Origin of the sequence: Paramaledivibacter caminithermalis DSM 15212 (assembly GCF_900142245.1) — a bacterium.
GTDB classification, from domain to species: domain Bacteria; phylum Bacillota; class Clostridia; order Peptostreptococcales; family Caminicellaceae; genus Paramaledivibacter; species Paramaledivibacter caminithermalis.
Genome location: NZ_FRAG01000005.1, coordinates 108446 through 123238 on the forward strand (window position 1 = coordinate 108446; position 14793 = coordinate 123238).

Here is a 14793-nt window from a genome sequence, read left to right on the forward strand (position 1 = left end):
TTTATATGAGTAAGAGAAAGGAGAAAAGAGAAAGGAGAAAAGCCTTTTCTCTGTTATATACGATGTATAATATTTTATTCAGGGTAGATGGTTCATCTAATATAGGCATGGGGCATGTCATGAGAAGTCTTACAATAGCTAAAGAGTTTAGAAAAATGAATTGCAACGTAGTATTTATTTCTAAATATAAGGAAGGCGTAGAAAAAATCCTTGAAGAAGATTTTAATGTAATAAAGTTAAGGAATGGTATACATTTAAAAGGATATGACTATGGAGAAGAAAGTGAACTAAAGGCTGAACTAGAAGAGTTACAGAAAATATTTAACAATTATTCCTATATAGATTTATTTTTGGTGGATAGCTACAATGTAACAGATAATTATTTTTTAGAAATAAAAAAATATGTTAATAGGCTAGCTTATATAGATGATATCAATAAATTTTGTAAGCATATTGACATACTTATCAATGGAAATATTACTGCTAATGACATGGGATATAAGAAATATAGAGAAGATCAATTATTGTTTTTAGGAACAAAATATAATTTGATAAGAGACGAGTTTAAAAATCTACCTAAGAGAAGTGTAAACGATGATGTAAGAAAAGTTATGATAACAACTGGTGGAGCTGATCCTTATAATATGAGTATAAAGCTATTAGATATACTGCTAAAAAGTGAAAAATCAAGGAATTTGCAGTATTATGTAGTGTTGGGAAAAGGCTTTAAGAATAAAGAAAAGCTAAAAGATTTTAGTAAAAAATATGCTAATGTAGTTTTAAAAGAAAATGTTAAATATATGTCTAAAATAATGCTAGAATGTGATGTGGCAATATCAGCAGGTGGTGGAACCTTATATGAATTGTGTTCATGTGGAACACCTACTATAGCCTTTATAGTAGCAGAAAATCAAGAAAAATTAGTTGATAAGCTCAGTAGGTTAAAATACATAAAATCCATCGGATGGTATGATGAAATTACAAAAAATAAATTAATTTCAGTTTTTAATAAACTTTGCAGAGATAAAGATGCAAGAAAAGATATGTCTTCTAGGGGGCAATTTCTTGTAGATGGGCTAGGTGGCAGTAGAATCACCAAGGAAATTATAAATTCCTTAACTTAGATGAAATATTGTTTTTTTAGCTATAAATTACGATATTTTTTATATACATATTTAAACTTTTTATTTGTTCCACCGATATATATTATAGGAATACATTTAATAGGACGGAGGTATTATTATGAGAATTGAAGGCATAACAAGTGTTTTTGCTAACCAATCAATAAATAGTATTATAGATATGAATAATGTAGATGCAGTAGACAGTGCCAGACAATTGAGAAGCAGCGAAAATAATGGAAGCAGCAGGAGAGAAGAAGATATACCACTGTCAGAAAAAACAATTAAGGAAGCAGTTGATAAAGCCAATAAAAAGTTGGTATTAGCCGATAGAAAATTTGAACTTAGCATAAATGATGAGACTAATGATATAATAGTAAAGGTAATAAATAAAGAAACCGATGAAGTAGTAAGAGAAATACCATCTGAAAAGATATTGGATATGGTTGCAAAGATGATGGAGCTTGCAGGGCTATTTGTGGATGAAAGAAGATAGCTTAGGGGGGGATACTATATGAGTATGAATCTAACTAGAATAACAGGTATGTATTCTGGATTTGATACGGATCAATTAGTAAAGGATTTAATAAAAGCTGAAAGTATAAAGGTAGATAAAATAAAGCAAGACAAGATATATACCGAATGGCAGCAGGAAGCCTATAGGGATATTATTAACGAGATTAGGGCATTTAAGGATGAATATTTTAGCTATACAAAACCAGAAACTAACTTTAGATCAACATCCTCTTTTGTTGGATATGAAGCAAATATGAAAGACGAAAGTAATAATTATTACCTAGATGTTGGCGTTACTTCAGCTTCTGTTACAGGGAATTATACCATAACAGATATAACCTTATCTGAAAGTGCTATTAAACAAGGTAATAATACCTTTCTATTAGGAAACTCTGATCTTGATAAAACATTGGAAGAACTAGGATATGTAGATGGAGTTGAGTTTACTATAGAAGCAACAAATGCCGCTGGAGAGACAAAGAGTGATACTATAGCCCTTACGAAGGATAAAAAATTGCGAGATGTACTATCAGAGGTGAACAGTAGAGATTTAGATGTAGAAATGTATTATGATGAGATAAAAAACAGTGTGATAATTAAAACAGATGATACTGGTAGCACTGCTTCACTTTCAAACATAAAGGATACTGGTGGAGCAGGAGACTTAATTGCTGACTTAGGATTGGTTATTGATAAAGGTATCGATGCCCCTATTACAGGAGTAGATGCCAAAGTAAAAATAACAGATGATAGTGGTGCTTCAAAAGAAGTATCTAGTTCAAATAATTCTGTTACAGTAAATGGAGTAACCTTAGATTTAAAACAGAATTTAACTGGAGGAAACATAGAATTCAGTGTGTCATCTAATGCTGATGGTATTGTTGATAATATAAAGGGATTTGTTAATAAGTATAATGAATTGATAGAAAAAATTAATACGGAATTAACTGAAAAAAAATATCGTGATTTTAAGCCATTAACAGAGGATCAAAAGAAGGAGCTTACTGAAGATGAGGTGAAGAAATGGGAAGAAAAAGCGAAAAGTGGCTTGCTAAAGAATGACAGCATCCTTGGGAGTATGCTTAGAAATATGAGAAGCATATTATATGATTCAGTAGATGGCATGGCTTTATATGACATTGGAATTACTACAAGTTCCGATTATAAGGATAAAGGTAAGCTTATTATTGATGAAGAAAAGCTAAAAAAAGCTATACAGGATAAGCCTAATCAAGTAGCCAATTTATTTTCTAAGGAGGATGAGGGATTAGCAAATAAGCTGTATGATGTTATTGAAGACAATATATCCACTAGAACCGATTCTTATGGTAGAAAAGGTCTGCTTCTAGAGAAGGCTGGAATTGAAGGAGATAGGACGGCTGAGGACAACCTTTTAAGTGATAAAATTAAGGGATACGAAGATAGGATAACAGAATTATTACAAGATTTAAATGATAAAGAAAACTATTATTATACAATGTTTGCAAAAATGGAAAAAGCGCTAGCGAAAATGAATTCGCAATCATCCTTCTTTATGGGTCAAATGTAAAAAATGTTGTGCAAATTTTAGGGGGTAAAATAATGGGATTACAAAATCCTTATCAGAAATATAAGCAAAATTCTATTATGACAGCAACTCCTCAGGAGTTGGTATTATTACTTTATAATGGAGCTATGAAATTTTTAAAGCAAGCTATATTGCATTTGGAAAACAAGGATATACCAAAAGCCCATAGTGCAATAATAAGGGTTCAGAACATAACCTTGGAATTTATGGCTACAGTAGATAGGAATTATGAAGTCGGTGAAAATTTATACAACCTATATGATTATATGTATAATAGGCTAATACAGGCTAATATTTCAAAGGAAGCTAAGATGTTGCAAGAAGTATATGATATGTATAAAGAGCTTAGGGATACCTGGGAGGAAGCTATGAAGATAGCTAAGAAAGGAAAATAGTATGGATAAAGATTGTGAAATCTTTAAAATGATGAATGGATTATTAGAGGATAAATTAGACCTCTTAAATCAAATATATGATCTTACAATATTGCAATATGAAAAAATTGAAGAGGATAGTATCGAAAAGCTTCTAAGTCTTATAAATAGTAAGCAAATCAGAATAGAGAAAATAAAAAATATTGATACTAGGTATTCTGATATATTAGAAAAGAATTTTGGGAAAAAACTTTGCCAACTAAATTTAAAGGATAATTTAATTTTAAGGCTTAAGGATAAAGAAGATAAAACTAAGGAATTAGCAGCGAAGATTTATGAAATAGAACAGAATAATAAGCATATATTAATAAAAAAAATGGATGAAGTAAAGAGACAGTTAAAAGGCTGTAAAACGGGCAAAAAAGTAACATCTGGTTATTATAAAATACCAACACAAGCTGGAGGATATTTTATTGATAAAAAAAGCTAAAAACCTTGATTGGAGTGATGGCATTTATGGGAATAAGTTCTTTTCAAACAGAAAATCTCCAAAGTCTCCAAAGTACCTTGAGTATAGCTGCTATAGATATGGCAATAGGGCAAGATGCACAATCTATGACTGCAATGGTAGAGGATATGGAACAGATTTCTAAGGCTTTAGAAAGATCAGTAACTCCTCACAAGGGCGGTAGTATTGACATTAAGCTTTAAGCTATAAAGCAAGTAGGGCTTCCTACTTGCTTTTAGCATATATAATAAAAAGAATGGATGATAGAATGTCTAGCAAAGAACTTATAGATAAATTAATTGAAATAAGTAAAAACAAATACAGATATTTAAATATAATTTTAGGTATTCAAAAAAACCTCAGTATATATATTAAGGAAGAAAAAATACAAAATATCCTGAGACAAATTGACCTTAATGATAGATATATGTCAAAAGTCCAAGGATTTGATAGGGATTTTTATAGTCTTTTTAACAAGTTAAAGTCTAATCTTGGAATAGATAGTATCGATAAAATTGATGTAAAAAAATATCCACAATTAAAAGAATTAAAAAAAATTGTTGTTGAAATTTTAAAACTAGATGAAGAAATAAGGATTATTGAGAATCAAAATATTAAAATAATAAAAAAGGACAAGGGTGAAATAAGTAATAAATTAAGGGGAATAAAGCAGGGAACAAATGCTGATAAAGCCTATAAGACTCAAAAAAATCTTCTCAAAGGAACATCATTCAATAAGAAAAAGTGATATTATATTCTTCATTCTTCTCCTCACTATTCTCTCAAATTAAATTATATGATAAAATGATATAAAAAAGGGGTGAGAGCATGGAGAATATTGAAAATCTATTAAAACAAATATTAGAAAATCAAAATAAAATGGGAGATAGGTTTGATAGCCTAGAGAACAGGTTAGATAACCTAGAGAACAGGTTAGATAACCTAGAAAACAGATTTGACAATCTAGAGAACAGGTTAGATAACCTAGAAAACAGATTTGACAATCTAGAGAGCAGATTAGATAACCTAGAAAACAGGTTAGATAGCTTAGAGAAAAACCAGCAAGCTATGGAAAAAAGACTAACTAAAATAGAAGTTTTACAAGAAAAAATGGTAAAGAATTTAGAACTCTTAGCAGAAGGGCATGATAATATACTAGAAACTATTGAAAGAAAAGATGAGGAAATAAGATATGAATTTAATGAAAAGTTCATAGAAATAGAGGCTGCAATTATGAATCTATCTAGTGATATTCGCTTTATGGAGAAAAAAGGGTATGAAAATGAGAAGGAACTATTCAAATTAAAAGAAAACTTAAGGCTTGCAAGATAAATATTTTTATTTGTGGAGAAAAAAATTCTTCTTTTTTTTTTTGGATTTTTCCCCCTTTTACTATTTAATACTGCATAATTATTATCCAAAAAATTTGCATATTCAAACAAAATTTTTAAAATATAGCTTGTACACAAAAAGTTAACACATTATTAACAGTCTAATGTGAGTAAAATGCACTTATCAACAAAATTATCCACATTATCCACAGAAAATTTAAATTTTACCGACAAACATGTGGAAAAATAAGCTTGTCTAATAAACTTGTAGACAAAGGAATAAATCTTTAAAATCTGTAAATTCTGATAAAAACAAGGCACATCATAGCTTTTAGATTAAATAGTATTTTTCTACTAAAAATGACTTTAAATAAGATAAATGTAACAGCATATTATAAGATGTGGATAAAATAATAAATAAATTGCAGAAAAAGAAAAAGATAATTGTGTTTTAGACAAATTTATATGGGTAAAATATAATATATAGACAAGCTTTTATTTGCTAAAATTGTTATACAAGATATAATTTACAAGACAATTGAATATTATATATTTATATAAGAAACTTGCATAATTAACACTGATAATTTTGAAATACAATATGTAGATAGCTTTCTTGACTCTCTCTACTACATTTTGTACCCTAAAATTCTTTAAATGTATTATGCAATTTCCTCATATAATATAAATTAAAATTTATTTTACTATAACATCTAATCCCAGTAAATAATATACTAGAGATAATTATTTAGGAGTTAAAAATTTTAACTCCATTAAACATATATATTGGAAGGAGCTGAAGCTTATGAGAGTAAAAGTAAGTGGAAGAAATTTGGAGGTTACAGATGCATTAAAGGATACCTTAATTGCTAAACTAGAGAGGTTTGGAAAATATTTCAAGGATGATATTGAGGCTAAAGCTACCTTAAGTGTTGAAAAGAATAGACAAATCATAGAGATAACAATACCATTAAATGGAAGTATATTAAGGGCAGAGGAAGCAACAATAGATATGTATACATCTATTGATAAAGCAGTTGATAAGCTATATAAGCAAATGGAAAAGCATAAAACTAAGCTTCAAAAAAGATATTATGGACATGATACTATTAGATTTGAAAACATACCAGACAGGAGGGAAGAAGAAGAGGAACATAAAATTGTTAAAACAAAAAGATTTGCTATTAAACCTATGGATCCACAGGAAGCAGTACTTCAAATGGACCTATTAGGTCATAACTTCTTCGTATTTACTAATGCAGATACAGATGATGTAAATGTTGTATATAAAAGAAAAGACGGACATTATGGTTTAATTGAACCATATATTTAAAAAACATATATAAAAGATTAATTAGGCAGTCACTATGGCTGTCTTTTGTATTTGTATTTTTTTACCTATAGGAATTTAAGTAAAGACTTTAATTTATACATGTCCAAAATGCCCAGAAGCATTGCATATTTGCACATGTATAAATTAAGTTTTACTATGTAAATCCTATATAGGGATTTAAGTAAAGACTTTAATTTATACATGTCCAAAACGCTCAGAAACGCTGCGTATTTGTACATGTATAAATTAAGTTTTACTATGTAAATCCTATATAGATAAGCAATATTAATATTTAAAATAGGTTTCAAATAAAATAATGACGCTTCTACATTTTTTCTTTAAAATTTATTATTTTTTCAAAGGATTTTGTCAATTAAAATAGAAGTAAATATATTGGAGTTAATTTATTCTTAAGACCTATTAGGAATACTCTAAAGCTTGGAACTTAGAACTTTGAACTTGCAATTTAAAATGCGTCTTTAGGCGTATTTGCCCAGAAAGGAGTTTTTTCAATGTTTATAGAAGCTGTAATCCTTGGAATAATAATTGGATTAGTCAGAAATGGGAGTATAAGAAATATCAGTATGACTAAGATTAGAGGATGGTTTTTGATTGTATTAGCCTTTTTGATACAAATATTTTTAATGATTATGCCTAATATTTCTATTGTTAAGATCTATGGAAGATATTTTTATGTAGCATCTTTAGCTCTAATAATTTTAACATTACTTATAAATCTAAATAAAAAGGGAATGTGGATAATTTTAATAGGAGCCATATTTAATTTTATAGTAATATTTATGAATGATTTTAAAATGCCTATATCTCTAGAGGGGCTGAAGCTTGCAGGATTGCAAAATATGATAGATGGAATAAAAAGCGGAGATATAATAAACTATATGCCTCTTAATGAGGTTGGAAATTGGACAAAGCATCTTGGAAAGTATATTGTTATTCCAAAGCCTTACCCAATGGCTAAAGTTATTAGTGTAGGAGATGTACTCATATCCTTAGGAATTATTATGCTAGTACAAGGGGAAATGCTTAAATCATACTTAACTACTAGGGGCAGAATGATTAGAGTAGGCTATAGACCGAAATTATAAACTAGAGAGGCAGGGATACCTGTCTTTTTTAGTTAGATATGTTAGAATGAGAAATGTTAAAATGTTTATAAGAAGGAATCTAAGGTTTTAAAACCTAAAAGAAAAGAACGGTCTAAAAAATATACAACATTAAAACATGCAACATTTTAACAATACTGTAATAAAAATTTAACCAATAAATTACAAAAGTATATAAATAATCATGGAAATTAATGATATAATATATAGTTGAAGAATTTTTTATAGATATTCCAGTAAAACAGTTAATTTATACACATAAAAAATCCCCAAAAGCTCTGGATATTTTGATATGTATAAATTAAGTTTTACTATGGCAAATCTATATAATTGATAGAAAATTATAAACTTAACTTATTATGCTAGTTAATTAAGTTTTCTGTTTTGAGATAACCTATAGGTTTTAATATTTCATATAAAGCGAAGGGATGAGTAGAATGAGCTTACTTGAGAAGATATTTGGAAGCTTCAATGATAGAGAAGTAAAACGTCTTATGAAAACAGTTGACGAAATAGAAGCATTAGAACCAGATATGCAGGCTTTATCAAATGAAGAATTAAGAGGAAAGACAGATTATTTTAAGGATAAATTAAAAAATGGTGCATCTTTAGATGATATATTGCCAGAAGCCTTTGCGGTTGTAAGGGAAGCCGCTGTTAGAACCCTAGGTATGAGACATTATAGAGTACAGCTCCTTGGAGGAATAGTTTTGCACCAAGGGCGTATTGCTGAGATGAAGACTGGTGAAGGTAAAACTTTAGTAGCTACACTTCCAGTTTATTTAAATGCCCTTGCTGGAAAGGGTGTTCATGTAGTAACTGTAAATGACTATCTTGCAAGCCGTGATAAGGAATGGATGGGAAAAATATATCAGTTTTTAGGTCTTACAGCCAGTTGTATAGTACATGGACTTTCAACAGAAGAAAGAAGAGAAGCCTATAATGCTGATATAACCTATGGTACGAATAATGAATTTGGTTTTGATTATCTAAGGGATAATATGGTTATTTATAAAGAGGAAAGAGTGCAAAGAGAATTAAATTATGCTATAGTCGATGAAGTTGATAGTATATTAATAGATGAAGCTAGAACACCCCTTATTATTTCAGGTGCAGGTAACAAATCAACCCATCTATATGCTACTGCTGATTCATTTATTAGGACATTAAAAAAGGATGTAGATTATACCATAGATGAAAAGGCAAGTTCGGTAGTTTTAACTGATGAGAGTGGTATCCCAAAGGCAGAAAAGTTTTTTGGTATTGAAAATCTTGCTGACCCTAAAAATATGCAGATTTCTCACCATATAAATCAAGCCCTTAAGGCCCATACACTTATGAAGAAAGATATAAATTATGTTATAAAGGATGGAGAAATAGTTATAGTTGATGAATTTACAGGAAGACTTATGTTTGGTAGAAGGTATTCTGATGGACTCCATCAAGCTATAGAAGCAAAGGAAGGGCTTGAAGTTAGAAGGGAATCTCAGACCCTTGCTACTATTACCCTTCAAAATTATTTTAGGATGTATAATAAGCTTTCAGGTATGACTGGTACAGCTAAAACGGAAGAAGATGAGTTTAAGCATATTTATGGGATGGATGTAGTAGTAATACCCACTAACAAACCAGTTATTAGGAAGGATTTACCTGATTCAGTATATAGATCATTGGAGGGTAAGTTTAAATCAGTAATTAGGGAAATAGAAGAAAGGCATAAAACGGGACAGCCAATACTTGTTGGTACAATTTCCATAGAAACCTCGGAGTTTCTAAGTAATCTTCTTAGAAAAAGAGGTATAAAACATGAAGTGTTAAATGCAAAGCAGCATGAAAGAGAAGCTGAGATAGTTGCCCAAGCAGGACGCTTTGGGGCAGTTACCATAGCTACAAATATGGCTGGTAGAGGTACCGATATAGTGTTAGGTGGTAATGCTGAATATACTGCAAAGAATGAGCTTAAGAAAAAAGGTTATGATGATTATGTTATTTCCATGGTCACAAGTCTTACTGATACAGATGATGAACAGGTTTTAGAGGCAAGAAAGCTTTACAAATCACTATATAAGGATATTAAAAAGATTACAGATAGAGAAGCTGAAAAGGTAAGAGAAGCTGGAGGTCTTCATATACTAGGAACAGAGAGACATGAGTCTAGAAGAATAGATAATCAGCTTAGGGGTCGTTCTGGCCGTCAGGGAGACCCAGGTTCATCTCAATTTTTTATATCCCTTGAGGATGATCTGATGAGACTATTTGGCAGTGAGAAAATACAAGGAATAGTTGATAAATTAGGAATGGAAGATGATGAACCTATAGAAGCAAAAATACTTTCAAAATCCATTGAAACTGCTCAGAAGAGAGTTGAAGGTAGAAACTTTAGCATTAGAAAGCATGTACTCCAATACGATGATGTAATGAATAAACAGAGAGAGATTATATACAATGAAAGGAAGAGGGTTCTTGAAGGTGAAAATTTAAGGGAGCATATTTTGGGGATGCTTGAACAGATAGTTGATGACTCCATAGAGCTTTATACTGCTGAAGCTAATTATCCCGAAGAATGGGACTTACAGGGACTCGAAGATTATCTTCACATAATGTTTCTTCCAAAGGGAAGTTTGCAATTTGAAGATATTGAAAAACTTACTAAGGAAGAACTTAGGGAAAGAATACTAAGCATAGCAAAGGATATATATGATAAAAAGGAAAAAGAAATTACTAAAGAAAGAATGAGAGAAATAGAGAGGGTTATCCTGCTTAAGGTAGTTGATACTAAGTGGATTGACCACATAGATGCTATGGACCAGCTAAAGCAGGGTATTGGGCTTAGAGCCATAGGAAATGAAGACCCAGTTAGAGCATATCAAATGGAAGGCTTTGATATGTTTAACCAAATGACTAGAAGCATCAGAGAGGATACCGTAAGACATATATTAAATGTTACAGTAGAGACAGAAGCTAAACGTGAAAAAGTTGCAAGAATAACAGACACTTTCGGGGGAGATGGTGTAGCTAATAGAAAACCTAAAACAGTAGTTAGAAAAGAGAAAAAAGTAGGTAGAAATGATCCATGCCCATGTGGAAGTGGCAAGAAGTATAAGAAGTGTTGTGGGAAGAATGTTTAAATGTTAGAATGTTAGAATGTTAGAATGTTAGAATGTTAGAATGTTAGAATGTTATTAAGGTAGGCTATAAGGGTCAAAAAGACCTAAAAGATAGACAGCAAAACATAACATACTAACATATCTTAGTAAAGGATGTGATAAGATGCTTGTGTTAGAACAAAGTCTATTGGAACTAAATAAACTTGAAGAAGCTATAGATGAATTGAGGGTTTCTCTTTGACATAGATAATCTTCAGAAAGAGGTCAAGGAGCTGGAGAAAAAAATGATGCAGCCTGGGTTTTGGGATGATCAGGATGAGGCTCAAAAGATACTTCAGACTTCAAAACATCTTAAGAATAAAGTGTCCAATTTTGAAAAATTGTGTTCAGACTGGGAAGAAATAAAGCTTTTAGCTGAGATAGGAATCGAAGAAAAGGATGCATCCGTTGAAAAGGAAGTTACTAAGGGAATAAAAGAACTTACGGAAGCTATAGATAAATTAAAAATAGAGACACTTTTAAGTGGTGAATTTGATAAGAATAACGCCATCCTGTCTATTCATTCTGGAGCAGGAGGGCTGGATGCTCAGGATTGGGCTGAGATGCTTCTAAGGATGTATACTAGGTGGGCAGAAAAGAAAGGCTATAAAATAAAGATTCTAGACATATTACCCGATACTGAGGCTGGCATTAAAAGTGTTACCCTCCTTTTAGAAGGCGAAAATGCCTATGGATATCTAAAGGCAGAAAAAGGGGTTCATAGAATAGTCAGGATATCTCCCTTTGATCCATCAGGTAAAAGGCATACTTCCTTTGCCTCTGTTGATGTTATGCCAGAGCTTGATGATAATGTAGATATAGACATCAATCCTGCTGACCTTAAGATAGATACCTATAGGGCTTCAGGAGCAGGAGGACAGCATGTAAATAAAACAGAATCAGCAGTTCGTATAACCCACATACCTACTGGAATAATAGTCCAATGCCAAAATGAGAGATCACAGCATAGTAATAGAAATACAGCTATGAAGATGCTTATTGCAAAATTAATAGAACTAAAGGAAATGGAACAGAAGGAAAAAATCGAGGATATTAAAGGAGATTATAGTCAAATTGCTTGGGGGAGTCAGATACGGTCCTATGTTTTTCATCCCTACAATTTAGTAAAGGATCATAGAACAAATGCTGAGATGGGTAACGTTGGAGCAGTAATGGATGGAGAAATAGATTTGTTTATTGATGAATATTTAAAACAAAGGAACATGTAATAAAAAAGAGCAGGGGGCTAACCTCTGCTTTTATTATGGTATAGAAATGAGATATGTTAGAACGTTTAAAATATTATTAGGGTAAGATAACAAAAGTCAAAAGAATGACTTTAACAACATTAAAACACTTGAACATTTTATTATGATATAATAAATCAGAAAGAAAGGAGCGAATATAGTGGATTTAATAGTAAAACAAATTGCTGCGGAGTTTAAATTGAAGGAATCCCAGGTGGCTAACACAATAAAGCTTATAGACGAAGGGAATACTATACCGTTTATTGCAAGGTATAGAAAAGAAATGACAGGTGCTTTAAGCGATGAAGTGTTAAGGGATCTTAATGAAAGACTTACATATCTAAGAAACCTAGAATCAAGAAAAGAAGAAGTAGTCCGATTAATTGATGAGCAAGGAAAATTAACTGAGGAGCTAAAAAGAGAAATACTTAGTGCTGAGGTTCTTCAGAGGGTAGAAGATTTATATAGACCCTTCAAACAAAAAAGAAGAACAAGGGCTACAAAGGCTAAAGAAAAAGGACTAGAACCATTGGCAGAATTAATACTAAGTCAAGAGATAGTTAAAGGAACAATAGAGGAATTGGCAAGGCCCTTCATTAATGAGGAATTAGAAGTAAACACTATCGAGGATGCAATAGAGGGTGCAAAGGATATAATTGCTGAAATTGTATCGGATAATGCTGAATATAGAGAAAAAATAAGAAATACGAATTTTAAAGAAGGTATTATTAGCTCTAGGGCTACGGATGAAGATGAAAAGACAGTTTATGAAATGTACTATGATTACAATGAAGCCGTCAAAAGTATAGCCAACCACAGAATACTTGCAATAAATAGAGGAGAGAAAGAAAAAAAATTAAAGGTAAAATTAATAAGTCCAGATGAAGAAATATTGAGCTACTTGAAAAATAAAATCATACATAATCCTAAAGCTATTACTACTGAAATATTAATACAATCGATAGAAGATTCATATAAAAGACTTATTGCTCCGTCTATAGAAAGGGAGATAAGAAACAGCCTTACGGAAAGAGCTGAAGAAGAAGCAATAAAGGTATTTGGGAAAAATACAAAGCCGCTATTACTAATGCCTCCAGTCAAGAACGTGAGAGTATTAGCTATTGATCCTAGCTATAGAACGGGATGTAAAATTGCTGTATTAGATGAAACTGGTAAGTTACTTGATTATACAACTGTATATCCAAACCCGCCTCAAAACAAGGTGGAAGAATCAAAAAACACTCTGAAAGAACTTATAGAAAAATATGATATTGATATTATTCCTATTGGAAATGGCACTGCTTCAAGGGAAACGGAGCTAATAGTAGCAGAAATGTTAAGGGAAATAGATAAAGAAGTATACTATACCATTGTCAGTGAAGCAGGAGCTTCAGTTTATTCAGCATCAAAATTAGCAACAGAAGAATATCCAGATATAGATGTATCTATTAGGGGGGCTATTTCTATAGGTCGCAGGCTTCAGGACCCACTTGCAGAACTTGTAAAGATAGATCCTAAAAGCATAGGTGTAGGTCAATATCAGCATGACTTAAATCAAGGTAAATTAGGAGAAACATTAAAGAATGTGGTAGAAGACTGTGTGAATAGTGTTGGTGTGGATTTAAATACTGCTTCACCTTCTCTACTTAAATATGTATCAGGAATTTCAGCTTCCATTGCAAAGAATATAGTTAAATACAGAGAAGAAAATGGAAAATTCACTAATAGAAATCAGCTTAAAAAAGTTAAGCGATTAGGAGACAAGGCATATGAGCAATGTGCTGGTTTTCTTAGAATTTCAGATGGTGATAATCCTTTAGATAATACAGCTGTTCATCCAGAATCATACGATATTACCATGAAATTCATAGAAAAATTAGGCTATACCCAAGATGATATTAGAGAAGGTAAGCTTAAGAATATAGAAGATAAGATATTAGAATATGAAATAGAGGATGAAAATAAAATTAATGAAAATAAGCAAAGCATGAAAAGTATAAAATCCTTAAAAGGTTTAGCAAACTTTAAACTTGAGAATAATAAAGCAAAACAGGATAAGTCAAAAAATCTCGAAGAAAAACTTGCAAAATTAGCCGAAGAATTGGAGGTTGGACTTCCTACATTAAAGGATATAATCAAAGAAATAAAAAAACCAGGCAGAGACCCGAGAGAAGAAATGCCAAAGCCTATTTTTAGAAGTGATGTTCTAAAGATGGAGGATTTAAAGCTTGATATGATTATGTCTGGAACTGTAAGGAATGTAGTGGATTTCGGTGCATTCGTAGATATAGGAGTTAAACAAGATGGTCTTGTTCATATATCTGAATTAAGCAACAAGTTTGTAAAGAGTCCAATGGATATAGTTTCAGTTGGTGATGAAGTTAAGGTTAAGATTATTGGATTAGATATAGAGAGAGGGAAGATATCCTTAAGCATGAAACAGGTTTAATAAGGAATTTCAAGCAAAACCATTTTAGGGGGAAATTAGCTTAAAAGTGGAACTTAAAAAAGTTGAACTATTACTAA

Annotated in this window: 13 protein-coding genes; all 13 read left to right on the top strand. The window is 31.2% G+C overall.

What is annotated here, in order from left to right:
- Positions 1-5: 5 nt before the first annotated feature.
- On the top strand, positions 6-1124 hold the full coding sequence (gene pseG / locus BUB36_RS03390; RefSeq protein ID WP_084111648.1) for a UDP-2,4-diacetamido-2,4,6-trideoxy-beta-L-altropyranose hydrolase: 1119 nt from the start codon (positions 6-8) through the stop codon (positions 1122-1124).
- 118 nt (positions 1125-1242) lie between these two features.
- A complete protein-coding gene (locus BUB36_RS03395) occupies positions 1243-1617 on the top strand; it encodes a flagellar protein FlaG (RefSeq protein ID WP_073146997.1) in 375 nt (124 codons plus the stop codon).
- Between the two features lie 18 nt (positions 1618-1635).
- Entirely contained in the window at positions 1636-3186 is a 1551-nt protein-coding gene (gene fliD, locus BUB36_RS03400; RefSeq protein WP_073146999.1) for a flagellar filament capping protein FliD, read from the top strand.
- 32 nt (positions 3187-3218) lie between these two features.
- Entirely contained in the window at positions 3219-3599 is a 381-nt protein-coding gene (gene fliS / locus BUB36_RS03405; protein WP_073147001.1) for a flagellar export chaperone FliS, read from the top strand.
- A gap of 1 nt (position 3600) precedes the next feature.
- Positions 3601-4068, top strand: coding sequence for a hypothetical protein (locus tag BUB36_RS03410; RefSeq protein ID WP_073147003.1), 468 nt, complete (start codon positions 3601-3603; stop codon positions 4066-4068).
- A 26-nt stretch (positions 4069-4094) separates the two neighbouring features.
- Positions 4095-4289: a putative motility protein gene (locus BUB36_RS03415; RefSeq protein ID WP_165613017.1), complete on the top strand. Its 195-nt coding sequence runs from the start codon at positions 4095-4097 to the stop codon at positions 4287-4289.
- Between the two features lie 53 nt (positions 4290-4342).
- Positions 4343-4834, top strand: a complete 492-nt coding sequence (locus tag BUB36_RS03420; protein WP_131821205.1) for a hypothetical protein — start codon at positions 4343-4345, stop codon at positions 4832-4834.
- A gap of 80 nt (positions 4835-4914) precedes the next feature.
- Positions 4915-5418, top strand: a complete 504-nt coding sequence (locus BUB36_RS03425) for a hypothetical protein (protein ID WP_073147009.1) — start codon at positions 4915-4917, stop codon at positions 5416-5418.
- 804 nt (positions 5419-6222) lie between these two features.
- Positions 6223-6750 (top strand): ribosome hibernation-promoting factor, HPF/YfiA family, encoded by a 528-nt coding sequence (gene hpf, locus BUB36_RS03430; protein ID WP_073147011.1) that lies wholly within the window; start codon positions 6223-6225, stop codon positions 6748-6750.
- Positions 6751-7262: 512 nt separating this feature from the next.
- Positions 7263-7856 (top strand): DUF5317 domain-containing protein, encoded by a 594-nt coding sequence (locus BUB36_RS03435; protein WP_073147013.1) that lies wholly within the window; start codon positions 7263-7265, stop codon positions 7854-7856.
- Positions 7857-8311: 455 nt separating this feature from the next.
- Positions 8312-11002 (top strand): preprotein translocase subunit SecA, encoded by a 2691-nt coding sequence (secA, locus tag BUB36_RS03440; RefSeq protein ID WP_242655709.1) that lies wholly within the window; start codon positions 8312-8314, stop codon positions 11000-11002.
- Between the two features lie 142 nt (positions 11003-11144).
- Positions 11145-12249, top strand: a protein-coding gene (gene prfB, locus BUB36_RS03445; RefSeq protein WP_106406468.1) for a peptide chain release factor 2 whose coding sequence is annotated in 2 segments (ribosomal slippage) — positions 11145-11219 and positions 11221-12249 — 1104 coding nt in all. Because the reading frame shifts where the segments join, the coding sequence is not laid out codon by codon here.
- Positions 12250-12427: 178 nt separating this feature from the next.
- Complete coding sequence (locus tag BUB36_RS03450; protein ID WP_073147020.1) at positions 12428-14716, top strand: Tex family protein; 2289 nt, start codon at positions 12428-12430, stop codon at positions 14714-14716.
- Positions 14717-14793 lie beyond the last annotated feature (77 nt).